Annotated in this window: 21 protein-coding genes (1 of these 21 cut by a window edge); 16 read left to right on the top strand and 5 right to left on the bottom strand. The window is 67.7% G+C overall.

Annotation, left to right across the window (positions count from 1 at the left end):
* Positions 1 to 86: 86 nt before the first annotated feature.
* The 3 genes from A4F85_RS28845 (at position 87) to sigJ (ending at position 2,212) form a co-directional block, all read left to right on the top strand.
* Positions 87 to 611 (top strand): GNAT family N-acetyltransferase, encoded by a 525-nt coding sequence (locus tag A4F85_RS28845; RefSeq protein WP_063328570.1) that lies wholly within the window; start codon positions 87 to 89, stop codon positions 609 to 611.
* Positions 612 to 690: 79 nt separating this feature from the next.
* Complete coding sequence (locus tag A4F85_RS28840) at positions 691 to 1,191, top strand: NUDIX hydrolase (protein WP_012207810.1); 501 nt, start codon at positions 691 to 693, stop codon at positions 1,189 to 1,191.
* 70 nt (positions 1,192 to 1,261) lie between these two features.
* A complete protein-coding gene (gene sigJ / locus A4F85_RS28835) occupies positions 1,262 to 2,212 on the top strand; it encodes an RNA polymerase sigma factor SigJ (RefSeq protein WP_063328569.1) in 951 nt (316 codons plus the stop codon).
* 8 nt (positions 2,213 to 2,220) lie between these two features.
* Here sigJ and A4F85_RS28830 read toward each other — a convergent pair whose 3' ends face one another.
* The 3 genes from A4F85_RS28830 to fur all read right to left on the bottom strand — a co-directional run bounded on the left by A4F85_RS28830 (position 2,221) and on the right by fur (position 5,599).
* A complete protein-coding gene (locus tag A4F85_RS28830) occupies positions 2,221 to 3,435 on the bottom strand; it encodes a DUF1501 domain-containing protein (protein ID WP_063328568.1) in 1,215 nt (404 codons plus the stop codon).
* Between the two features lie 17 nt (positions 3,436 to 3,452).
* On the bottom strand, positions 3,453 to 5,030 hold the full coding sequence (locus A4F85_RS28825) for a DUF1800 domain-containing protein (RefSeq protein ID WP_063328567.1): 1,578 nt from the start codon (positions 5,028 to 5,030) through the stop codon (positions 3,453 to 3,455).
* Positions 5,031 to 5,173: 143 nt separating this feature from the next.
* Positions 5,174 to 5,599 carry a ferric iron uptake transcriptional regulator gene (gene fur, locus A4F85_RS28820; RefSeq protein WP_013804774.1) on the bottom strand — a complete coding sequence of 142 codons (426 nt, stop codon included), beginning with the start codon at positions 5,597 to 5,599 and terminating at the stop codon, positions 5,174 to 5,176.
* A gap of 156 nt (positions 5,600 to 5,755) precedes the next feature.
* Here fur and A4F85_RS28815 point away from each other — a divergent pair, with 156 nt between their 5' ends.
* The 4 genes from A4F85_RS28815 (at position 5,756) to A4F85_RS28800 (ending at position 8,568) form a co-directional block, all read left to right on the top strand.
* Positions 5,756 to 6,304 (top strand): outer membrane protein assembly factor BamE, encoded by a 549-nt coding sequence (locus A4F85_RS28815; protein ID WP_034397436.1) that lies wholly within the window; start codon positions 5,756 to 5,758, stop codon positions 6,302 to 6,304.
* Positions 6,305 to 6,428: 124 nt separating this feature from the next.
* Positions 6,429 to 7,265, top strand: a complete 837-nt coding sequence (gene dapB / locus A4F85_RS28810; protein ID WP_063328566.1) for a 4-hydroxy-tetrahydrodipicolinate reductase — start codon at positions 6,429 to 6,431, stop codon at positions 7,263 to 7,265.
* Positions 7,266 to 7,329: 64 nt separating this feature from the next.
* Positions 7,330 to 8,064, top strand: coding sequence for a MotA/TolQ/ExbB proton channel family protein (locus A4F85_RS28805; RefSeq protein ID WP_063328565.1), 735 nt, complete (start codon positions 7,330 to 7,332; stop codon positions 8,062 to 8,064).
* Between the two features lie 24 nt (positions 8,065 to 8,088).
* Positions 8,089 to 8,568 carry an ExbD/TolR family protein gene (locus tag A4F85_RS28800; RefSeq protein ID WP_012207802.1) on the top strand — a complete coding sequence of 160 codons (480 nt, stop codon included), beginning with the start codon at positions 8,089 to 8,091 and terminating at the stop codon, positions 8,566 to 8,568.
* 27 nt (positions 8,569 to 8,595) lie between these two features.
* Here A4F85_RS28800 and A4F85_RS28795 read toward each other — a convergent pair whose 3' ends face one another.
* Complete coding sequence (locus A4F85_RS28795) at positions 8,596 to 9,810, bottom strand: mechanosensitive ion channel family protein (RefSeq protein WP_063328630.1); 1,215 nt, start codon at positions 9,808 to 9,810, stop codon at positions 8,596 to 8,598.
* 362 nt (positions 9,811 to 10,172) lie between these two features.
* Here A4F85_RS28795 and leuS point away from each other — a divergent pair, with 362 nt between their 5' ends.
* The 3 genes from leuS to holA are packed head-to-tail and all read left to right on the top strand — an operon-like array spanning position 10,173 to position 14,517.
* Positions 10,173 to 12,908 carry a leucine--tRNA ligase gene (gene leuS / locus A4F85_RS28790; RefSeq protein ID WP_063328564.1) on the top strand — a complete coding sequence of 912 codons (2,736 nt, stop codon included), beginning with the start codon at positions 10,173 to 10,175 and terminating at the stop codon, positions 12,906 to 12,908.
* A gap of 44 nt (positions 12,909 to 12,952) precedes the next feature.
* Positions 12,953 to 13,459, top strand: a complete 507-nt coding sequence (locus tag A4F85_RS28785; protein WP_012207799.1) for an LPS-assembly lipoprotein LptE — start codon at positions 12,953 to 12,955, stop codon at positions 13,457 to 13,459.
* A gap of 5 nt (positions 13,460 to 13,464) precedes the next feature.
* On the top strand, positions 13,465 to 14,517 hold the full coding sequence (holA, locus tag A4F85_RS28780; RefSeq protein WP_012207798.1) for a DNA polymerase III subunit delta: 1,053 nt from the start codon (positions 13,465 to 13,467) through the stop codon (positions 14,515 to 14,517).
* A gap of 10 nt (positions 14,518 to 14,527) precedes the next feature.
* Here holA and A4F85_RS28775 read toward each other — a convergent pair whose 3' ends face one another.
* The gene (locus A4F85_RS28775; protein ID WP_063328563.1) at positions 14,528 to 14,830 is read right to left on the bottom strand and encodes a hypothetical protein; all 303 of its coding nucleotides are present in this window, start codon (positions 14,828 to 14,830) and stop codon (positions 14,528 to 14,530) included.
* A 189-nt stretch (positions 14,831 to 15,019) separates the two neighbouring features.
* Between A4F85_RS28775 and A4F85_RS28770 the strand changes: the two genes are divergently transcribed.
* From A4F85_RS28770 to A4F85_RS28745, 6 genes are all read left to right on the top strand, one after another.
* Positions 15,020 to 16,300, top strand: coding sequence for a glutamate-5-semialdehyde dehydrogenase (locus A4F85_RS28770; protein ID WP_012207797.1), 1,281 nt, complete (start codon positions 15,020 to 15,022; stop codon positions 16,298 to 16,300).
* 89 nt (positions 16,301 to 16,389) lie between these two features.
* Positions 16,390 to 17,847 (top strand): Trk system potassium transporter TrkA, encoded by a 1,458-nt coding sequence (gene trkA, locus A4F85_RS28765; protein ID WP_012207796.1) that lies wholly within the window; start codon positions 16,390 to 16,392, stop codon positions 17,845 to 17,847.
* Between the two features lie 10 nt (positions 17,848 to 17,857).
* Positions 17,858 to 19,324 carry a TrkH family potassium uptake protein gene (locus tag A4F85_RS28760; RefSeq protein ID WP_013804766.1) on the top strand — a complete coding sequence of 489 codons (1,467 nt, stop codon included), beginning with the start codon at positions 17,858 to 17,860 and terminating at the stop codon, positions 19,322 to 19,324.
* An 81-nt stretch (positions 19,325 to 19,405) separates the two neighbouring features.
* Positions 19,406 to 20,701 carry a glutamate--cysteine ligase gene (gshA, locus tag A4F85_RS28755; protein WP_012207794.1) on the top strand — a complete coding sequence of 432 codons (1,296 nt, stop codon included), beginning with the start codon at positions 19,406 to 19,408 and terminating at the stop codon, positions 20,699 to 20,701.
* A gap of 97 nt (positions 20,702 to 20,798) precedes the next feature.
* The gene (locus A4F85_RS28750; RefSeq protein WP_034397428.1) at positions 20,799 to 22,667 is read left to right on the top strand and encodes a potassium transporter Kup; all 1,869 of its coding nucleotides are present in this window, start codon (positions 20,799 to 20,801) and stop codon (positions 22,665 to 22,667) included.
* 50 nt (positions 22,668 to 22,717) lie between these two features.
* On the top strand, positions 22,718 to 23,055 hold the start of the coding sequence (locus A4F85_RS28745) for a benzoate/H(+) symporter BenE family transporter (RefSeq protein WP_013804763.1). 844 nt of this gene lie beyond the right edge of the window; only the first 338 of its 1,182 coding nucleotides appear in the window; it begins with the start codon at positions 22,718 to 22,720; its stop codon lies beyond the right edge, outside the window.

Here is a 23,055-nt window from a genome sequence, read left to right as displayed (position 1 = left end):
GCAGCACCGATTCCGGCAGGGCATGCTGGGGCATGGGCCATCGCTTACCCTGGCGGGCCTGCCATCGGCGCTCAAATGACCTGTCCATGTCTTCTCCCCCGCCCCTCGCTGGCCGCTTCCATGTCCGCGCACTGACCGCTGCCGACCTGTCCGATCTGCTGCACATCCAGCTGGCCTGCTATGGCGCGGACTATGCCGAGAGCGGCGAGGTCTTTGCGCGGCGCCTGGCCAGCGCGGCGAACTGCTCGCTGGCGCTGGAGCAGGGCGGCCGGGTGCGCGCCTACCTTGCGGCCTACCGCAGCCGGATGGCCAAGATCACCCCGCTGCACGGTGACTTCGAAGCCGTGGAGCAGGCCGACACCCTCTACCTGCACGACATGGCCGTGCACCCCGAGGCTGCAGGCCAGGGCCTGGCGCGTGCGCTGCTGGCGCCGCTGTGGGACAGGGCGCGTGCCGAGGGCCTGCGCCACACGGCCCTGGTCTCGGTGCAGGGCTCGCGCGGCTACTGGGAGCGCCATGGCTATGCCGTGCAGGCGCTGGCGAACCCGCTGCAGCAGCAGCGCCTGGACAGCTATGGCGATGGTGCGCTGTACATGGTCCGGCCGCTGTAGGGCGCGGTGTCGCGCGGGTGGCCGGCAGGGCGTGTTGATGGGGTTTTGGCCGGGGACGTGGTGGCCGCCTCTGGTCATAATGCGCGCCATGCCCGATCGCTGGAAACCCAATGTCACTGTGGCGGCCATCATTGAGCGCGATGGCCGTTTTCTGCTGGTGGAAGAAGACACGGCCGATGGCGTGCGCTACAACACGCCCGCTGGCCATCTCGACCCGGCCGAGTCGCCCATCGCCGCCTGCGTGCGCGAGGTCGATGAGGAAACCGCGCACGACTTCGTGCCCACGGCCCTGGTCGGCATTTACCTGAACCGCTTCGTGCGCACGCGCACGGGTTCGGACATCACCTATCTGCGCTTTGCATTCACGGGCGAGCTGGGCGACTTCCGGCCCGGCCAGCCGCTGGACGACGGCATCCTGCGCACGGTCTGGATGACGCTGGACGAACTGAAGGCCTGCGCAGCCCAGCACCGCAGCCCGCTGGTGATGCAAAGCATAGAGGACTACCTGGCCGGCCGCCGCTATCCGCTGGAGCTGATCCATACCGATCCCAGCGTGATGCAGGCTCCGCAGCCCCACTGAGTCACCAAGGCACCGAGCACCATGCCGGCCCTGTCTGTCACAAAACGCCACGCTCCCGCGTCTTGATGGCATGCAGACCTCCTCCGCCCCTGACGATCCCCTGGCGCTGTTCGAGCGCCACCGCCCGCGCCTGTTCGGCCTGGCCTACCGCATGCTGGGCCAGCGCGCCGATGCCGAAGACCTGGTCCAGGAAGCCTGGCTGCGCTGGCATGGCGCCGAGCGCGCCGGCATAGAGCAGCCCGAGGCCTGGCTGGTCTCCGTGACCACGCGCCTAGCCATAGACCGGCTGCGCCGCCTGCGCGCCGAGCGCGAGCACTACCAGGGCTTCTGGCTGCCCGAGCCCCTGGTCCAGCCCTGGGCCGAGGAGGCCGCGCCCTCGGCCGAAGACCTGCTGGAGCGGGCCCACGACGTGTCCACGGCCCTGATGTTCGTGCTGGAGCAGCTCACCCCCGACGAACGTGCGGCCTTCCTGCTGCGCGAGATCTTCGATGCCGACTATGCCGAGGTGGCCCAGGCCCTGGGCCGCAGCGAGGCCGCCTGCCGCCAGCTCGTGCACCGCGCCCGCAGCCATGTACAGGCCGGCCGCCCGCGCTTTGCGGCGCCGCCCGAGGCCCATGCCGCGCTGCTGCAGCGCTTTGCGCAGGCCGTGCAGGGGGGAAACTTCGCGCAGATCCAGGCGCTGTTCGCGCCCGATGCCGAGCTCATCAGCGACGGCGGCGGCAAGGTGCCCTCGTTCGGCCGCGTGCTGGAGACGGGCCGGCGCCTGGCCCTGCTGTACTTCGCCACCACGCGCCGCATGCGGCGCAACGGCCAGCGCCAGACCCTGCACCTGGCGCGCGTCAACGGCCTGCCGGGCCTGCTGCGCTGCATCGACGGCGAACTGGAGTCCGTGCAGACGCTGCTGGTCGAGGACGGCCTGATCCGCTGCATCTACACGCTGCGCAACCCCGACAAGCTGGCCGGCGTGGCCGTGCCGGCGCCACTGCCGTTCCCTGCAGGCCCGGCCGGCCCTGCAGCGTAGTCAGAGGGTCAGATGAACTGAAGATCGCGGGGCGTGACGCCCTCGAACACGCGCTGCAGCTGGGCCGGGCTCAATCCATACATGCGCTGGAACAGGCCGCCCAGCACGGCGCGGTACTCGTTGAGCACGGGGTGGTCGCGGTTCTGGAACAGGTTTTTCTGGTTGACCTCGACCTGCTCGCCCACGATGCGCCCGCCCGCGCGCGAGGACAGCCCGCCGCCCAGCAGCCAGTAGGTCGTGCCGTGGCCGTGGTCCGTGCCCTTGTTGCCGTTCTCGCGGAAGGTGCGGCCGAACTCGCTGACCACCACCACCACCGTATGCCGCCAGGCCTCGGGGCCGATCTCCTGGGCAAAGCCGGCCAGGCCCCGGCCCAGCTCGTCCAGCCGCCCGGCCAGCGCACCCGTGGCGCCGCCCTGGGCCACGTGCGTGTCCCAGCCGCCCACATCGACGAAGCCCAGGTCGAAGCGCTCGCGCATCAGGGCCGCCATGCGCTGCGCCACCAGGGCAAAGCCGCGTGCGCTGATGGCATTGCGCCCGGCCTGGTCCATTTCCTCCTGCACGCTGCGCTGCACGGCATCACGCACCGCAAAGCCCTCCTGCACGGCCGGGCCCAGGGCAGTGCCCGCATACATGGCGGCAATGGCCTGGCTGCGGCGATCGTCCAGGCCGCCCTTGCCCACGGATGCCAGCGCCATGTTGGCGGCCGGCAGGCTGCCGCGCAGCAGCAGCGGAAGCTGGGGTGTGAAGGCCATGGGCGATACCGCCGTGCGGCCATCCTGTCCCAGCACCTGGGCCAGCCGGTTCAGAAAGCCCGACTGGTAGCTGCGGCGCCCGTCCAGGCCCTGGCCCAGCTCGATGGAGTCCTGCGTCTCGAAATGGCTGCGCGACAGGTCGTGCGTGCCCGCAAAGGGCACAAAGCAGGCCTGGCCTGCCTGGAACAGCGGGTGGATGCTGTCCTGCAGCACCGGATGCAGGCCCCAGCGGTCGTCCAGCGCCAGGGCTCCCCGGGCCTCGCCGGGCCGGGCAATGGCGATGCTGGGGCGGGCCTCGTAGTAGAAGTCGCTGTGCGTGGGCACGAGCAGGTTGCTGCTGTCATAGGCGCCGCGCAGGAACACCAGCAGCAGGCGCGGCGTGGCTGGCCGGGGCGTGGCGGCCTGCAGCCGGCCCAGGTGGGCGGCAAAGGGCAGGGTGGAGGCCAGGGACAGAAAGTGGCGTCGCTGCATGGACAGACTCCCGGGGGTCAGCGGAACATCATTTCGGGGGCGGACAGGAAGTAGGTATTCCAGTCCGCCGGACTGCGGGCCTGGGCCAGTGCCGCCTGCGTGGCCTGGCTCCACTGCGGCAGGCGCTGGCGCACGCTGGCCAATTCCGACAGCGTGGGGTAGGGCGGCTTCTCCAGCGCGTCTGCGGGGTCGGCGCGGAACAGGACGGCGCTGCGCGTGGCGATCTGGCGCGCCACCTCGAAGCGCGCCGCCATCTGGCCCGAGCTGGCCCAGTCGGACTGCATCTGCGGATAGCCGTCCGGCGTCTCATGCGCATAGAGGTTCTGCCCCAGCCGGTTGACCCAGCCCAGCACCGGCGCCACGTCGGCCGCCACGCGCTGGTCCACCGACAGCCGCGTGGCGGCCAGCACGTAGTGCAGCGGATCGCGGAACTTGCGGCCGAAGCGGGCGGCCTCGGGATCGGCCAGCAGCGCCGCCACGGTGGCCGCGATATCGCCCCGGCTGCGCGTGAAGGCCTGGGCCGTGCGCTGCACCAGGGCGGGCGGCGGATCGTCGGCAATGAAGAACACCGCCAGCTTGCGCGCGATGAACTGCGCCGTGGTCGGCGAGGCGACGATGCGGTCCAGCGCCTCCTGGACCTCGGCCATGCCGCGTGCGTGCAGGGGCTGGCCCAGGAAGGTCTTGGGGCCGTAGTCGTGCCGGTTGGGGTTGAACTCGAAAAAGCCCGAGCGCAGGTAGTCGCCCTGGCGCTCGGGGCGCATGCGCGGCGGCGGCGTGCCGGCCGGCTGCAGGCTGATGCCCACGCCGGTCAGGATGCGCGCCATCTCCTGCACATCGGCCTGGGTGTAGCCGCTGCCCACGCCCATGGTGTGCAGCTCCAGCAGTTCGCGCGCGTAGTTCTCGTTGATGCGGCCTGCCGCATTGCTGGCGTTGTCCAGGTAGCGCAGCATGGCCGGGTGGCGCAGCGAGGCCTCCAGCAGGCTGCGAAAGCTGCCCAGCGCATGCGGGCGTATGGCCTGCTCCTCGTAGTCGCCCACCCAGGCGCGGATATCGGCCTTGCGCAGGCTGACGCTGAAATGGTTCATCCAGAACCAGGTCATCTGTTCCTGCAACTGCGCCGGCGAGTACAGCGCGCGGATCACGAAGCGCTTCTGGGCATCGTTGCCCAACTGGTTCAGCGTGCGCTGGTAGGTCTGCTGCAGCGTGGCCTTTTCATCGGCCGATGCCGCCTCCTGCACGGCCTTGCGCTGGGTCTCCAGTTCCAGCAAGACCTCGTTCATGGGGCGCTGGCTAATGCCCAGCTGGTCAATCCGCTGCTGCGCCTGCGGCGGCAGCGGCCGGGGGCCGGGCTGCAACTGCCGGGCCAGCCAGGCCTTGAGGCCCAGGCGCTGCAGCTGTGCATCCTCGCTGTCGGTGGCGCCCCAGGTCACGCGGTCCAGCCATTGCTGGCGCTGCGCGGCGGTGAGGGGCGCATCGGGCAGGGCCTGGATTGCGGGCGTTGCGGAGGAGGGCGGCGCCTGCAGGGGCGCGCAGCCCGTGGCCAGGGTGATGGCGCAGAACGTGAGAGCGATGGCGAACGGCGATGTGCGGCGCATGGTGTCTCGGTGGGTAGGGGGCATCCATTGGACGCCAGCATCCTCCGCCCATGTGCTTCGCCCTGTAAAGCGCCGGTAGCAAAAAGTAAAAGGCAAAAAAAAGCGGAGTGCTTCACACTCCGCTTTTTCTGAGGGACCCGGCCTTATTTGCTGGGCCGGCTCGCGCATTCCGCGCACTGTCCGTACAGGGCCATCGAATGGTCCTGGATCACCCAGCCCTTGGCCTTGGCGATCAGGTTCTGGCGCTTTTCGATATCGGGATCGTAGAACTCCTCGACCTTGCCGCAGCTGGTGCACACGAAGTGGTCGTGGTGCTGGCCTTCATTGAGTTCGTAGACGGCCTTGCCGCTCTCGAAATTGCTGCGGATGAGGATGCCGGCCTGCTCGAACTGCGTGAGCACGCGGTAGACCGTGGCCAGGCCGATGTCCGAGCGTTCGTCCAGCAGCACGCGGAACACGTCTTCGGCCGTCATGTGGCGTTGCGCACCCGTCTGGAAGATCTCCAGGATCTTCAGGCGGGGAAGCGTGGCCTTCAGGCCGGTACTCTTGAGTTCGTCGATGTTCTTCATGTCTGGGTCTTTGGCAGAGACTGCCCGCTGGACTGCCACCATGGCAGGCGCGGGGCGGCGAACAAAATGGCCCTGGTGCCAGGGGCGTCGCATGATCGCAAGCCCTAGGGACCAGCCGCTACAATGATCCACGATCATATCCCTATGCTGATACCAATGCATGTTCAAGCCCGTTGCCGCACGAGTGCGGCCCTGATGCTGTCGATCGGGGTGGCGCTGGCAGGCTGCAGCAGCCTCGATGGCGCCGCGCACCGAGTCGCCAATGTCGTCACTCCCTACAAGGTCGAGGTCGTCCAAGGCAACTTCGTCTCCCGTGAACAGGTCGAGGCCCTGCAGCCCGGCATGAGCCGCCAGCAGGTGCGCGACATTCTCGGCACGCCGCTGGTCACCAGCGTATTCCACGCCGACCGCTGGGAATATGTGTTCACCATCAAGCGCCCCGGCGTCGATTCTCAGGTGCGCAAGCTGACCGTCTTCTTCAACGGCGACCTGTTTGCCCGCTCCGAAGGCGACGAGATGCCCACCGAGGCCGAATTCGTCGCCAGCCTGGGCTCCAAGAAGAAGCTGGGCAAGATTCCTCAACTGGAAGCCAGCGAGGAGCAGCTGTCCAAGTTCCCGGCCGCCAAGCCTGTGGAAGAGCCCGTGGCTGCCGAGCCGCCGCCCACAGCGGCCAGCTACCCGCCACTGGAATCCGGCGCCCGTTGATATCGCCGCCCGCGCGCCGCAAGGCATGCGGGCGTTTTTCCGTGGATGGCGGCCGCCGCAGCGCCTGTCTGGCGCCGCTTTTGCCTGCTGTCCATGCATTGAGCTTGTGCATCCCTTTCCCGACATGAACGCCACGACCGCCACTTCCTCCAGCAACAACCAGCGCCTGCGTGTGGCCGTGGCCGGCGCCTCCGGCCGCATGGGCCGCATGCTGATCGAGGCCATCGCGCAAAGCGATGACCTTGCGCTGGCCGCCGCGCTGGACCGCGCCGACAGCCCTTCGCTGGGCACCGACCCCTCGGCCTTCCTGGGCCAGCCCAGCGGCATCGCCATCGAAAGCGATGTGCGTGCCGCGCTGTCCAAGGCCGATTGCCTGATCGACTTCACGCGCCCCGAAGGCACGATGGACCACCTGGCCATCTGCGCCGAGCTGGGCGTCAAGCTGGTCATCGGCACCACGGGCTTCAGCGACGAGCAAAAGGCCCGCATCGCCGAGTACGCCCAGCGCACGGCCGTGGTGCTGTCGCCCAACATGAGCGTGGGCGTGAACGTCACCTTCAAGCTGCTGGAGATGGCGGCCAAGGCGCTGTCCAGCGGCTATGACATCGAAATCGTCGAGGCCCACCACCGCCACAAGGTCGATGCCCCCTCGGGCACGGCCCTCAAGATGGGCGAGGTCATCGCCGAAGCCCAGGGCACGAAGCTGGCCGACCGCGCCGTCTACGAGCGCTTCGGCCACACCGGCGCGCGCGAGGACAACACCATCGGCTTTGCCACCGTGCGCGGCGGCGACATCATCGGTGACCACACGGTGCTGTTCGCGGGCACGGGCGAGCGCATCGAGATCTCGCACAAGTCCAGCAGCCGTGCCGGCTATGCCCAGGGCAGCCTGCGGGCGGCGCGCTTCCTGGCAGGCAAGGCAACGGGTCAGTACGACATGAACGATGTCCTGGGTCTGTGATGGCACAGACCCAGGGCCGTAGCGCCGCGTACCTATCTTTGGCCATACGGGCGAGATAAAGACCATGACCGGCCCACTCTGGCTCTGGTGGCAGCAAGGCGACGCCGTGGCGCGCGGCACGGCGCTGCTGCTGCTGGCGCTGTCGGTGGCCAGCTGGGTGGTCATCGTCTGGAAGATCTGGTTCATGGCCGCCAGCCGCCGCCGCGTTCCACAGGCCATTGCGGCCTTCTGGAGTGCGCCGGACCTGGCCACGGGCCAGGCCCGCATGGCCGAGGGCGATCGCCAGCAACTGGTGGCGCCCATGGCCGGGGCCGTGTCCCAGGCCCTCGCGCCCACGGGCAGCAGCGGCATGGCGCTCTCGGGGCGCGCAGCGCGCTCCGTGCGCCTCACGCGCGGCCTGCGCCAGGCGCTGCAGTCGGCCAGCCACCAGCTTCAATGGGGCCAGACCCTGCTGGCCACCGTGGGCGCCACGGCGCCCTTCGTCGGCCTCCTGGGCACCGTCTGGGGCATTCACCACGCGCTGGCCACGCTGGCCGGCAGCGGACAGATCGGCATCGAGCAACTGGCCGGCCCTGTGGGCGAGGCCCTTGTGATGACGGCAGCCGGCCTGGCCGTCGCCCTGCCGGCCGTGCTGGCCTATAACCTGCTGGGCCGCGCCGCCGCCCAGATGGAAGCCCTGCTCGAAGGCTTTGCCCATGACCTGCAGGCCATGTTCGGCCTGGAGCAGCCTGGGCAGGCGCAGCAGGATGACGGCATGCCCGTCGCCGCCCTGCCGGCCGGCCCCATGGACGCGCCCTGACCGGGCGGCCAGGCAGGAGCGCACATGGCCTTCGGACGACTGAGCGGCAAGGAGAGCGCCCCCCAGCCCATGCACGCCATCAACGTCACCCCGCTGGTGGACGTGATGCTGGTGCTGGTGGTCATCTTCATTCTTGCGGCGCCCATGCTGGCCGCCTCCCTGCGAGTGCAATTGCCCCAGGCCCAGGGCACCCAGCCCATGGCGGCTGCGGGCGAGGACGATGCGCTGCTGCTGGAGGTCGATGCGCAGGGCGCGCTCTGGGTGCAGGGCCAGCCCACCACGCCCGAGGCACTGCGCGAGCGCCTGGCCCGGCTTGGCGCCCGCAATCCCCAGGCCGAGCTGCAATTGCGTGCCGACCAGGCTGTGCCCTATGGCCGCGTGGCCGAGCTCATGGGCTGGGCACACGCGGCGGGCCTGACGCGCATGGGCTTCGTGGCGGAGCCTGCGCGAAGCCAGGAGGGCCGGTCCGCCGCCGTCCTGGGCCCCTCCGGCGCCGGGCGCTGAAGCGCCGCCGGGCCTGCGCCCGCGAACCTATTGCTGTCCTTCGGGCCAGCGCTCGCTGCCCGCCAGCCGCAGATGCTGGCCATGGTCCGAGGAACGCTGGTACAGGCTGAGCCCGAACAGGGGCAGCATGCCGATCAGGTGGTCGAAGATCGCGCCCTGTATGGCCTCGTACTCCACCCAGACCGTGGTGCTGGTGTAGCAAAACAGCTCCAGCGGCACCCCCATGGGCGAAGGCTCCATGGTGCGCACCAGCAAAAACATGTTCGGCGTCTTGTGGATGTGCGGATGGCGCAGCAGGTAGGCGTATGCATAGGCCTTGAAAACGGCCAGATTGCTGAGTTGCTGCGCAGCCATCTCGCTGCCTGCAGGCGCGTCGGCCATGCGCAGGTCGCCGCTGCGGGTCCAATGGTCCTTCAGGGGCTCCAGCAGCGCCAGTTTCTGCCGCTGCTCGGGCGTCAGCAGGCGGATGGTGTGGGCGTCTATGTGCAGCGAGCGGCGGATGCGGCGCCCGCCCGACTCGAACATGCCGCGCCAGTTCTTGTAGCTGTCGCTCATCAGCCGCCAGGTGGGAATGGTGGTGATGGTCTTGTCCCAGTTCTGCACCTTCACCGTGTGCAGCGCGATGTCGATCACGAAGCCATCGGCGCCGACCTGGGGCATCTCTATCCAGTCGCCCACGCGCAGCATGTCGTTGGAGCCCAGCTGCACGCCGGCCACGAAGGACATGATGGTGTCCTTGAAGATCAGCATCAGCACGGCCGAGGCCGCGCCCAGGCCCGACAGCAGCAACAGCGGCGAGCGGTCCACCAGGGTGGCGACGATGAGCACGATGGCGATCAGGAACACCAGCAGCTTGCCCAGCTGCACATAGCTCTTGATCGAGTGGGCCTGCGTGGCCTTGCGCTCTTCCTTGAGCTCGTGCGCCTCGTTCATGGCGTTGAGCAGGGCGCTGATCACGCGGGCCACGTGGTAGATGGTGCAGGCGATGGCCAGGTTCAGGATCAGCGTGGCCCACTGCGGCTGCAACTGCGGTATGGCCTGCACGCCCGACTGCATGACCAGCGAAGGCACGGCCTTGGCCAGCCGCTGCAGCACGCTATCGTGCAGCAGCACCTGCGCCCATTCCATCTCCACCAGCGTGCTGCGCATGCGCGGAAGCACGCGCAGCAGCAGCCATTGCACGACAAACCCCGCCGAGCGGGCCAGCAGCACCAGCGCACACAGCGCGGCCAGGGCCTGCATGACGGGATCCCAGCCGGAAATCAAAGACCAGTTCAGCAAGAAAAACTCCAGGGCGTTGCAGTGCCGGCCTGCCTGCGGCCGGCACCATGAGGCCGCGCGCAGTGGCGGCATGCCCGGGAGATGCGCATCGGTTCCTGCGCAAGCCCGGGCTGGCGATGGAGGAACGCCTGCGGCATGGCGCCGCAGAGCTGGCAAGCATACGCAGTGCGGCTTTTCCCCGTGCCACAGGCGGGCAAGCGGCCGCCGATGACGCAGTACCGCCTGCGGGCTTGTGGGCGGCTTCGGGCACGGCCGGGCCGGGGGCCTAAAATCGCCGGTTGATTCCGGCAATCCACCTTGTCAGGCCCCTGGGCCGCAGCACCATGCAAGAGAAATACAACCACATCGACGTTGAGCGCGCAGCGCAAGACCACTGGTCCGCCCGCGACGCTTACCGCGTGACCGAAGACCAGGCCAAGCCCAAGTTCTACGCCTGCTCCATGCTGCCCTACCCCAGCGGCAAGCTGCACATGGGCCATGTGCGCAACTACACCATCAACGACATGCTGACGCGCCAGCTGCGCATGAAGGGCTACAACGTCCTCATGCCCATGGGCTGGGACGCCTTCGGCCTGCCGGCCGAGAACGCTGCGCTCAAGAACAAGGTGCCGCCCGCGCAGTGGACCTACGACAACATCGCCTACATGAAAAAGCAGATGCAGGCGATGGGGCTGGCCATCGACTGGAGCCGCGAGATCGCCACCTGCGACCCCGACTACTACAAGTGGAACCAGTGGCTGTTCCTGAAGATGCTGGAAAAGGGCATTGCCTACCGCAAGACCCAGGTCGTGAACTGGGACCCGGTGGACCAGACCGTGCTGGCCAACGAGCAGGTCATCGACGGCCGCGGCTGGCGCACGGGCGCGCCGGTCGAAAAGCGCGAAATCCCCGGCTACTACCTGAAGATCACCGACTACGCCCAGGAGCTGCTGGACCATGTCCAGGTGGGTGGCGACAAGGCCACGCTGACCGGCTGGCCTGAAAAAGTCCGCCTGATGCAGGAAAACTGGATCGGCAAGAGCTCCGGTGTGCGCTTTGCGTTCACCCACGACATCCGTGGCGCCGACGGCCAGCCCATCCAGGACGGCCGCCTGTACGTGTTCACCACGCGTGCCGACACCATCATGGGCGTGACGTTCTGCGCCGTGGCGCCCGAGCATCCGCTGGCCCTGCACGCCGCCGCCACGAGCCCCAAGCTGGCCGCCTTCATCGAAGAGTGCAAGAAGGGCGGCACTACCGAGGCCGAACTCGCGGTCAAGGAAAAGGAAGGCCTGCCCACGGGCCTGTTCGTCACGCATCCGCTGACGGGCGCCCAGGTCGAGGTCTGGGTCGGCAACTACGTGCTCATGAGCTACGGCGACGGTGCCGTCATGGGCGTGCCCGCGCATGACGAGCGCGACTTCGCCTTTGCGAAGAAGTACGGCATCGCCATCCGCCAGGTCATCGCGGTCGAAGGCGAGACCTTCAGCACCGAGGCATGGGCCGACTCGTACGGCGACAAGCAGCGCGCTGTCTGCATCGATTCCGGCGAACTCGACGGCCTGCCCCATGTGGCGGCCGTGGACAAGGTGGCCGAACTGCTGGCCGCCAAGGGTCTTGGCGAGAAGAAAACCACCTGGCGCCTGCGCGACTGGGGCGTGAGCCGCCAGCGCTACTGGGGCACGCCGATTCCCATCATCCACTGCGAGGACTGCGGCGCCCAGCCCGTGCCCGCCAAGGACCTGCCCGTGGTCCTGCCCCAGGACCTGGTGCCAGATGGCTCGGGCAACCCCCTGATCAAGAGCGAAGCCTTCCACGCCGGCGTGGTCTGCCCCTGCTGCGGCAAGAGCGCGCGCCGCGAGACCGACACCATGGACACCTTCGTGGACTCGTCCTGGTACTTCATGCGCTATTGCGACGCCAGGAACAGCGAGCAGATGGTGGCGGAAGGTGCCGAGTACTGGATGCGGGACCAGAATGCCGCCACCGGCGGCAGCGGCATGGACCAGTACATCGGCGGCATCGAGCACGCCATCCTGCACTTGCTGTACGCGCGCTTCTGGACCAAGGTCATGCGTGACCTGGGCCTGGTCAAGGTCGATGAGCCCTTCACCAAGCTGCTGACCCAGGGCATGGTGCTCAACCACATCTACAGCCGCCGCACGGCCAAGGGTGCCAAGGAGTACTTCTGGCCCAAGGATGTCGAGCATGTGTTCGACGAGACCGGCAAGATCGTGGGCGCCAAGCTCAAGGCCGAGGTGGACAGCGCCGATGGCCTGCTGCCCGTGGGCACGGACATCGACTACGAGGGCGTGGGCACCATGTCCAAGTCCAAGAACAACGGCATCGATCCGCAGGAGCTGATCGAGAAGTACGGCGCCGACACCGCGCGCCTGTACACCATGTTCACCGCGCCGCCCGAGCTGACGCTGGAATGGAACGATGCCGCCGTCGAAGGCAGCTACCGCTTCCTGCGCCGCGTCTACAACTTCGGCGCCAAACTGTCGCAGATGGACATGGCCGGTGCCGTGCAGAGCGTGGCCGGCGCCAAGTCGCTGGACGACGTGGAGTTCGGCAAGGCCGCCAAGTCCCTGCGCCTGGAGATCCACACCGTGCTCAAGCAGGTGGAATACGACTACCAGCGCATGCAGTACAACACCGTGGTCTCGGGCGCCATGAAGATGATCAACGCGCTGGAGGACTTCAAGTCCTTCGACGACGCGGGCGCCCAGGTGGCGCTGATCGAAGGCTTCGGCATCCTGCTGCGCGTGCTCTACCCGGCCACGCCCCACCTGGCCCATGCGCTGTGGAGCGAGCTGGGCTACGCCGCCCACCTGGGCGACGTGCTGGATGCGCCCTGGCCCCAGGTCGATCCCCAGGCGCTGGTGCAGGACGAGATCTCTCTGGTGCTGCAGGTCAACGGCAAGCTGCGCGGGGCCATCCTGGTGTCCTCGACGGCCGACAAGGCCGAGATCGAGCGCATTGCCCTGGCCAACGAGGAATGCCAGAAGTTCACCAACGGTGCCGTGCCCAAGAAGGTGATCGTGGTGCCTGGCCGCCTCGTGAACGTCGTGGTCTGACCCCCTGGGCGCCGGGCCTGCCCGGCGCCCGCAAGGAACCAAGCATGCAAAAACGTACCCTGCTCACCGCCCTGGCCCTGGCTCCGCTGCTGGGGGCCTGCGGCTTTCGCCTGCGGGGGGTGCCGACCTTCGTGTTCCGCTCGCTCTACATCCAGGCGGGCCGGGGCTCTCCGGTAGCGCGGGAGCTGTCGCGCAATCTGGCCAGTGCCAGCGACAAGCTGACCGTGCTGCGCGATCCGGCATCGCCCGACGATGCCGAAGCGATCTTCCAGATCGTCAGCGAGCGGCAGGAGCGGGTCATCGTCGGCATGAACGCGCTGGGCCAGGTGCGCGAGTTGCAGCTGCGCCTGCGCGTGCGCTTCAAGCTGCGCACGCCCAATGGCGACGAGCCGATTCCCGAGACCGAAATCCTGCAGCAGCGCGATGTGACGTACAACGAAACCAACGCGCTGTCCAAGGAAGCCGAGGAGGCCATGCTCTACAAGGACATGCGCACTGACATCGTGCAGCAGTTGCTGCGCCGTCTGGCGGCCGTCAAGAGCCTGACCTGAGCCCCATGCAGCTTGCCCTGAACCAGCTTGGCGGCCATCTGGCCAAGGGCCTGCGCCCGCTCTATGTGCTGCACGGCGACGAGCCGCTGCAGCAGCAGGAGGCGGCCGATGCCATCCGCGCCGCGGCGCGCGCGGCCGGCTATACCGAGCGCAGCAGCTATACCGTGGCCGGCGCGCATTTCGACTGGAGCGCCGTGCTGGCGGCCGGTGGCTCGCTGTCGCTGTTCGCCGACCGGCAGATCGTCGAGATCCGCATTCCCTCGGGCAAGCCGGGCAAGGACGGCGGCGCCGCGCTGCAGCAGATCGCCGAGTCCGCGCGGGGCAACGACAGCACGCTCACCCTGGTCCTGCTGCCGCGCCTGGACAAGGCCACCAAGACGGGGGCCTGGTTCAGCGCGCTGGAGGCCCAGGGCATGACACTGCAGATCGATCCCATTGAGCGCGCCCAGTTGCCGGCCTGGATTGCCCAGCGGCTGGCGGCCCAGGGCCAGCGCGTCGCACCCGGCGAGGAAGGGCAGCGCACGCTGCAGTTCTTTGCCGACCGCGTCGAAGGCAACCTGCTGGCCGCGCACCAGGAAATCCAGAAGCTGGCGCTGTTGCATCCCGAGGGTGAACTGAGCCAGGCCCAGGTCGAGCAGGCCGTGCTCAATGTGGCGCGCTACGACGTGTTCAAGCTGTCGGAGGCCGTGCTGGGCGGGCAGCTGGCGCGCGTCTCGCGCATGCTCGATGGCCTGCAGGCCGAAGGCACGGCCGAAGTGCTGGTGCACTGGACCCTGGCCGAGGACATCCGCGCCATCTGCCGCGTGAGGGACGCCATGGCCGCAGGCCAGCCCCTGCCGATGGCGCTGCGCGCCCAGCGCATCTGGGGCGTCAAGGAACGCTTGTTCGAGCGCCTGCTGCCGCGCATCACCGATGCCCAGGCCGCGCGCCTGCTGCAATCGGCCCACGCGGTGGACGGCATCGTCAAGGGCCTGGCCTTCGAAGGCTGGCCGCGCGACGGCTGGCAGGCCCTGCGCCGCCTGGCCGTGGACCTGGCCCAGGCCGGCGCCAAGGGCTGACGTACCGTTCCTAGCGCGTCTTTTCCAGCTGCGCCTGGGCCTTGGTGGCCCAGGTCTCAAGGTTGTCCAGCAGGTCCTTCTGGCTGAAGGAGCAGCTTTCCTCGCTGAACAGCGCGCTGGACTCCAGTCGGTCCAGCAGATTGAGCAGCACTTCGCCGTAGCGCGGCGGCAGGGCCTGCAGCAACTCCGACGAGGCCCTGGCCTGCTGTCCGAGCACGGTGGCCGACAGCTGCTGCTGTGCCAGTTGGGCGAAGCCGGCATGCAGCTGGGCGAGCTGCTGGGCGGCGAGAAGAGTGTCGTGGCTGGTGGACATGGCGGGAAAACCTCTGCGTACTGGGCAGCAGTGTAGGGTGGCCGCGACATCCTGCCGGCCGCCGCAACGCGGGGTTTGCCCTCTGGCGGCCGTGCGCAGACGCTTCCTGGCCGCGTCGCAGCCGCATGTCGGCGCGGGGCATGCCCGGTCCCGGTGCGCAAATGGGCGCAACTCGGCGAGAATCTCGGAATGAACGCGCTCAATATCGTCGAATACACCCACAACCTGGGCGTTCAGGCCAAAGTGGCCTCCGCCCAGATGGCCCGAGCCTCGGCTGCCGTCAAAAGCCGCGCCCTGCTGGCGCTGGCGCGCCTGCTGCGGGAGAACGTGGAGCCGTTGCAGACCGACAACGCCCGTGACCTCGACCGCGCCGTGGCCAACGGCCTGTCCGCACCCATGGTGGACCGCCTGCGCCTGACACCCAAGGTGCTTGAAACCTGTGCCCAGGGCTGCGAACAGCTGGCATCCATGGCCGACGTGATCGGCGAGATCATCGGCATGAAGCAAATGCCCAGCGGCATCCGCGTGGGCCAGATGCGCGTGCCCATCGGCGTGTTCGGCATGATCTATGAGAGCCGCCCCAACGTGACCATCGAGGCGGCCAGCCTCAGCATCAAGAGCGGCAACGCCTGCATCCTGCGCGGCGGCTCGGAAGCCATCGACTCCAACAAGGCACTGGCCGCCCTCGTGGCCAGGGCGCTGGCCGAGGCCGGCCTGCCCGAGCACGGCGTGCAGCTGGTGCAGACCACGGACCGCGAGGCCGTGGGCCAGCTCATCGCCATGCCCGACTACGTGGACGTCATCATCCCGCGCGGCGGCAAGGGCCTGATCGAGCGCATCAGCCGCGAGGCCAAGGTGCCTGTGATCAAGCACCTGGACGGCAATTGCCACACCTATGTCGATGATCCCTGTGACATCGCCATGGCCGTCAAGGTGGCCGACAACGCCAAGACCAACAAGTACAGCCCCTGCAACGCCAGCGAGAGCCTGCTGGTGGCGCGTGGCGTGGCGGCCGAGTTCCTGCCGCAGATCGGTGCCATCTACGCCGCCAAGGGCGTGGAGATGCGCGGCTGCCCCGAATCGCTGGCCATCCTGAAGTCCGTGGCCGGTGCCCAACTGGCCGAGGCCACCGAGCAGGACTGGAGCGAGGAATACCTGGCACCCATCATCAGCGTCAAGATCGTCGCGGGTGTGGACGAAGCCATCGCCCACATCAACCGCTACTCCAGCCACCACACGGATGCCATCCTCACGCGCGACCACATGCATGCCCAGCGCTTTCTGCGCGAGGTGGACTCGGCCAGCGTCATGGTCAATGCCAGCACGCGCTTTGCCGATGGCTTCGAGTACGGCCTGGGCGCGGAAATCGGCATCAGCACCGACAAGTTCCATGCGCGCGGTCCTGTGGGCATCGAAGGTCTCACCTCGCTCAAATACGTGGTGCTGGGTGAAGGCGAAGTCCGCACCTGACCGGACCTTGCTGCGCGCCGGCAGGCACCCGGCCGGGACGCCCCGCGCCGGGATGCCCCGCGCCGGCACCGCAGCACCGCAATGAACCCATGAAAATCATCATTCTTGGCGCCGGCCGTGTGGGCTACAGCGTGGCCGAAAGCCTGGTGTCCGAACGCAACGACATCACGGTGATCGACACCGATGCGCGTCGCCTGCGCGAGCTGGAATCGCGCTTCGACCTGCGCGGCGTCGTGGGCAACGGTATCGATCCCCAGGTGCTGGCCGAGGCCGGAGCCAAGGACACGGACCTGCTGATCGCCTGCGCCGCGCTCGACGAAACCAACCTGGTGTGCTGCAAGCTGGCCCAGGTGCTGTTCGAGATTCCCACCCGCATCGCGCGCGTGCGCTCCTCGGGCTTTGGCGATGACGAGACGCTGCTGGGCAAGGAAGGCTTCGGCGTGGACCGCATCATCTGCCCCGAGGAGTCGCTGACCAACTACATCAGCAAGCTCATCGAGTTCCCCGAAGCCATGCAGGTGCGTGCCTTCGCGGGCGGACGCGCCGCGCTGGCCTCGGTGCGTGCGCGCGACGGCGCCCCCGCCGTCGGCAAGCACATCGGCGAGCTGCGCGACTGCATGCCCGAGCTGGCCATGCGCATCGTGGCCATCTACCGGCGTTTCCTGGAGGAACCCGACCGCTTCGTGCGCTGCGACGGCAACACCCGCATCGAGCCCGGCGACGAAGTCTTCATCCTGGCCGCGCGCGAGCATGTGGCCGAGGTGCTGCGCGCCATCCACCAGCCCGCGGGCCGGCCTTCGCGCCCCGTCTACCGCATCATGATCGCCGGTGGCGACCAGGTCAGCCTGCGCCTGGCGCTGCAGCTGTCGCGCGTGCCGGGCCGCTTTCACATCAAGATCATCGAGCCCGACGAGCAGCGCTGCCAGGACCTGGCCTCGCTGCTGCCGGCCGAGGTGCTGGTGCTGCACGGCGATGCCACCGACGAGGACCTGCTGGCCGATGAAAGCGTGGAGGACGTGGACCTGTTCCTGGCCCTCACCGACGACGACGAGAACAACATCATGGCCAGCCTGCTGGGCAAGCGCATGGGCGCGCGGCGCGTGCTCTCGCTGATCACGCGGCGCGCCTATGCCGACCTGATGCACGGCACGCAGATCGACATTGCGCTGTCGCCGGCCCAGGCCATGCTCGGCGAGCTGCTGGCCTATGTGCGCCGCGGCGACGTGCAGGCCGTGCACAGCCTGCGCCGGGGCGTGGCCGAGGCGCTGGAGATCGTGGCGCGCGGCGACCGCAAGAGCTCGCGCGTGGTCGGCCGCAAGGTCGAGGACCTGCGCGTGCCCGAGGATGCGCACATCGGCCTCATCGTGCGCGGCATTCCCGAAGGCGTGCCGGCCGACGAGATCGCGGCCGGCGCCGAGCCCGAGGTCATCATCCCGCGCGGCAACACCGTGATCGAGAGCGGCGACCACGTGGTCTTCTTCCTGCCCCACAAGCGGCTGGTGCGGGACGTGGAAAACCTGTTCCGCGTCAGCGCCACCTTCTTCTGAGCCCATACCCATGCGCGACCTGTTCCCCGTCCTGCGCGTGCTTGGCATGCTCATGGTCATGTTCGCGCTGTCCATGCTGCTGCCCTTTGCCGTGTCCTGGTTTGCCGACGACGGCATCTGGCGCATCTACCCCTGGGCCATCGGCATCACGGCGGCGGCGGGGCTGTCGCTGTGGGTAGGCCTGGACCATTTCCGGCGCGAGCTGCAGCCGCGCCACGGCGTCATCCTCGTCACCCTGGTGTGGGTGGTGCTGCCGCTGTGCGCCATGCTGCCCCTGGTGCTGGGCCTGGGCCATGTGGGCCTGAGCATCAGCTTCACCCATGCCTATTTCGAGGCCGTCTCGGGCCTGACGACGACGGGCGCCACCGTGCTCACGGGGCTGGATGCATTGCCCGTGTCCATCAACGTCTGGCGCACCTTCCTGCAATGGTTGGGCGGCATGGGCATCCTGATCCTGGCCGTGGCCATCCTGCCGCTGCTGGGCGTGGGCGGTGCCCAGCTGTTCCGCGCCGAGGCCGCCGGCCCCATCAAGGACACCAAGCTGACGCCGCGCATGACCGAGACCGCCAAGGGCCTGTGGGGCGTCTACGGCGTGTTCTCGCTGGCCTGTGCGCTGGCTTTCTGGGCCGCGGGCATGGAGCCGCTGGATGCGCTGATGCACATGTTCGCCACGGTGAGCCTGGGCGGCCTGTCCTCGCATGACGCCAGCTTCGCCTACTTCGACTCGCCGCTGATCGAGCTGATCGCCCTGGTCTTCATGCTGCTGGCCAGCTGCAACTTCGCGCTGTACTTCGTGGCCATGCGCAAGGGCCGCTGGGACGGCTTCTGGCGCGACCCCGAAATGCGCGCCACGCTGGCCGTGCTGCTGGGCGGCGGGCTCATCGTCGCGCTGCTGCTGTGGGCCAAGGGCGTGTACGGGCCTGTCGAGGCGCTGCGCTATGGCATCTTCCACGTGGTCTCGGTGGCCACGACCACGGGCTTCACCACCGTCGACTACCTGAGCTGGCCCGTCTTCGCGCCCGTGCTCATGCTGCTGCTGTCGGGCGTGGCCACCAGCGCGGGCTCCACGGGTGGCGGCATCAAGATGGTGCGCATGCTCATCCTGCTCAAGCAGGCGCGGCGCGAGCTCACGCGGCTCGTGCACCCGCGCGCCATGCAGCCCGTGCGACTGGGCAACGGCGTGGTGGACGACCGCATGATCTTCTCGGTGCTGGCCTTCATGCTGGTCTATGGCGCCACCGTGATCACGCTCAGCATGGTGCTGCTGCTCACCGACCTGGACCCGGTGACCGCCTTTTCCGCCGTGCTGGCCAGCGTGCACTGCATGGGGCCGGGCTTGGGCGCGCTGGGGCCGAGCTCCAACTATGCTGTGCTCACCGACTTCCAGACCTGGATCTGCACCCTGGCCATGCTGCTGGGGCGCCTGGAAATCCTGAGTTTCATGGCGCTGCTTTCCCCGGCTTTCTGGCGCCGATGATGCCGAAGAGACTAGGGAAAACACTTAGACCATGGTCCAATCTCTACAATTGCCCCCCACCGCCGTACCCAGAGGGTCTTTATGGTTCCACATCTCATCACGGCCCTGACAGGCCCGATCAACGAGCTTGAGCAGCGCATCCTCGACTCCATGCCGGCGATCGAGCGCTGGTTCCGGCTCGAATGGATGGAACACACGCCGCCTTTCTATTGCTCGGTGGACATCCGCAACGCCGGCTTCAAGCTCGCGCCCGTGGATACCAACCTGTTTCCTGGCGGCTGGAACAACCTGACCGACGAAATGCTGCCGCTGGCCGTGCAGGCGGCCATGGCGGCGATCGAGAAGATCTGCCCCGAAGCGCGCAACCTGCTCATCATTCCCGAGAACCACACGCGCAACACCCATTACCTGGCCAACGTGGTGCAGCTCAAGCGCATCTTCAACATGGCCGGTCTGAATGTGCGCATCGGCTCCATCAGCCCCGATGTCAAGAAGACCACCACCGTCACCCTGCCGCATGGCGACACGGTGACGCTGGAGCCGGTGATCCGCAGCAAGCGCCGCATCGGCCTCAAGGATTTCGATCCCTGCACCATCTTGCTCAACAACGACCTGTCCTCCGGCGTGCCGGGCATCGTCGAGGAGCTGTACGAGCAATACCTGCTGCCGCCCCTGCATGCAGGCTGGAGCGTGCGCCGCAAGAGCCGCCATTTCCAGAGCTACGAGGAAGTGGCCAAGCGCTTCGGCAAGCTGCTGGGCATCGATCCCTGGCTGATCAACCCGCTGTTCGGGCGCAGCGAAGGCATCGACTTCGCCAATGGCGTGGGCATGGAAGGCCTGGCCGAGCAGGTCGATGTGCTGCTGGCCAAGGTGCGCCGCAAGTACAAGGAATACGGCATCAAGGAAAAGCCGTTTGCCATCGTCAAGGCCGACAACGGCACCTATGGCATGGGCGTCATGACCGTGCGCGACGCCAAGGAACTGGCCGAGCTGCCGCGCAAGAGCCGCAACAAGATGGGCATGATCAAGGACGGCCAGACCGTGCACGACGTGATCATCCAGGAGGGCGTGCTCACCCAGGAGCGCATGAACAACGCCGTGGCCGAGCCCGTGGTCTACATGATGGACCGCTACGTGGTCGGCGGCTTCTACCGCATGCACCCCGAGCGCGATGTGGACGAAAACCTCAACGCGCCCGGTGCCGGCTTCGTGCCGCTGGCCTTCCAGCACAGCACCCAGCTGCCCCAGATCGGCGCCCGCCCGGGTGCCAGCATGCCCAATCGCTTCTACATGTACGGCGTGGTGGCCCGGGTCGCCATGCTGGCGGCCAGCTATGAGCTGGAGGCGACCAACCCCAACGCGGAAATCTACGACTGATCGGGGTGCTGTCCGATGCGCTCGTCATCAGGACAGCGGACAATGCCGGCATTTCAATTGACTGAAGCCATCTCCCCACGGGATGGCGCATAGACCTGTGCAGAAAACCAAATCTTCGTTGGCCGCGCTCACCCTGGGCGCCATCGGCGTGGTCTATGGCGATATCGGCACCAGCGTGCTGTATTCGGTCAAGGAGGTGTTCGGCTCCGGCCATGTGCCGTTCACCCAGGAGAACATCTACGGCGTCCTGTCGCTGCTGTTCTGGACGCTGACGGTCATCGTCTCGCTCAAATACGTGGTCCTGGTGCTGCGCGCCGACAACAACGGCGAAGGCGGCCTGGTCGCCATGCTGGCCCTGGCCTCGCAGACCGTCAAGGACAAGCCGCGCCTGCGCAGCGTGCTGCTGCTCATCGGCATCTTCGGCACCTCGCTGTTCTATGGCGACGGCGTGATCACACCGGCCATCTCCGTGCTTTCGGCCGTCGAGGGCCTGGAGGTGGTGTCCCCGCACTTCACCAAGGCGGTGATCCCGCTGACCCTGGTCATCCTGTTCCTGCTGTTCTGGTTCCAGAAGCACGGCACGGCAGGGATAGGGCGCTTTTTCGGCCCCATCACCCTGGTCTGGTTCGCCACCATCGCCGCGCTGGGCATACACCAGATCGCCGGCCATCCGGAAATCCTGGCGGCCATCAGCCCGCACTTCGCGGTGCGCTTCATCTGGGACAACCCCGGCACCAGCTTCATCATCCTGGGCGCCGTCGTGCTGTGCGTGACCGGGGCGGAGGCGCTCTACGCCGACTTGGGCCACTTCGGCAAGAAGCCCATTCGCCTGGCCTGGTTCTCCGTGGCCATGCCTGCCCTCACGCTCAATTACTTCGGCCAGGGTGCGCTGCTGCTGGCCAACCCGGCCGCCGTGAAGAATCCCTTCTACATGATGGCCCCGGCCTGGGCTCTGCTGCCCCTGGTGCTGATGGCCACCATGGCCACGGTCATCGCTTCGCAGGCCCTGATCACGGGTGCCTTCAGCGTCACGCGCCAGGTCATACAGCTGGGCTATCTGCCGCGCCTGGAAGTGCGCCACACCAGCGTGCGCGAGGCCGGCCAGATCTATATGCCCCTGGTCAACTGGAGCCTGTTCGTGGCGATTGCGCTGGCCGTGGTGCTGTTCCGCTCCAGCGGCAACCTGGCGGCCGCCTACGGCATTGCGGTGACGCTGGACATGCTGATCACCACCACGCTGACCTTCTTCGTGATCCGCTACCGCTGGAACTACCCGCTGGCCCTGTGCATTGCCGCCACCGGCTTCTTCTTCCTGGTGGACCTGGCCTTCTTCTCGTCCAACCTGCTCAAGCTGTTCGATGGCGGCTGGTTCCCGCTGCTGATCGGCGGCACGGTGTTCTCGCTGATGATGACCTGGCGCAAGGGCCGCGAGCTGCTGCACCAAAAGCTGCAGGCCGATGCCATCGACCTCAAGAGCTTCCTCGAATCGGTCTGGCGTCATCCCCCGGCGCGGGTGCCGGGCACGGCCGTCTTCCTGTCCGGCGAGCCTGGCACCGTGCCCAACGCCCTGCTGCACAACCTCAAGCACAACAAGGTGCTGCACAGCCAGAACATCTTCGTCACGGTGCGCAACCACGAAATTCCCTGGGTGGGCCTGGACAAGCGTACCGAGATCGAGGCCCTGGGCAGCGACTGCTGGCAGGTCATCATCAACTACGGCTTCAAGAACGAACCCGACGTGCCGGCGGCGCTGTCCCTGTTGCGCCCCCGGGGCTGCCAGCTCGACGCCATGGAGACCAGCTACTTCCTGTCGCGCGATGTCATCATCCCGCGCATCAGCCACCGCATGGCGCCCTGGCGCGAAAAGCTGTTCGCCCAGATGCACCGCAACGCCAGCCGTGTCTCCGACTTCCTGCACCTGCCCAGCAACTCCGTGGTGGAGCTGGGCTCCAAGATCGAGCTGTAGGCGTCGCCCGCGCATCGCACGATCCGCCACTGTGGTGACAGAATCGCGCGATGCGCTTTCTCCGTGACTTGAGTCCCTCCGCCTTTGCGGCCGGCTTCGTGGCCGTGCTCGTGGGCTTCACCAGCTCGGTGGCCCTGGTCTTCCAGGCCGCCCAGGCCTTCCATGCCACGCCCGAGCAGATCACCTCCTGGGTCTGGGCGCTGGGGCTGGGCATGGGCCTGTGCTCCTTGCTGCCCTCGCTGATACTGCGCATGCCCGTCATGGTCGCCTGGTCCACACCAGGTGCTGCCGTGCTGGCCACCGCAGGGCTTGCCGGAGGCTTTTCCATGGGCGAGGCCGTCGGCGCCTTCATCATCAGCGCGGGGCTGATCATCCTGGTGGGTGCCAC

It is taken from the genome of Delftia sp. GW456-R20 (assembly GCF_001622915.1).
Taxonomy (GTDB): domain Bacteria; phylum Pseudomonadota; class Gammaproteobacteria; order Burkholderiales; family Burkholderiaceae_C; genus Comamonas; species Comamonas acidovorans.
The sequence above is the reverse complement of the archived record's forward strand: the minus strand, read 5'-3'. Positions and strand labels throughout refer to the sequence as shown.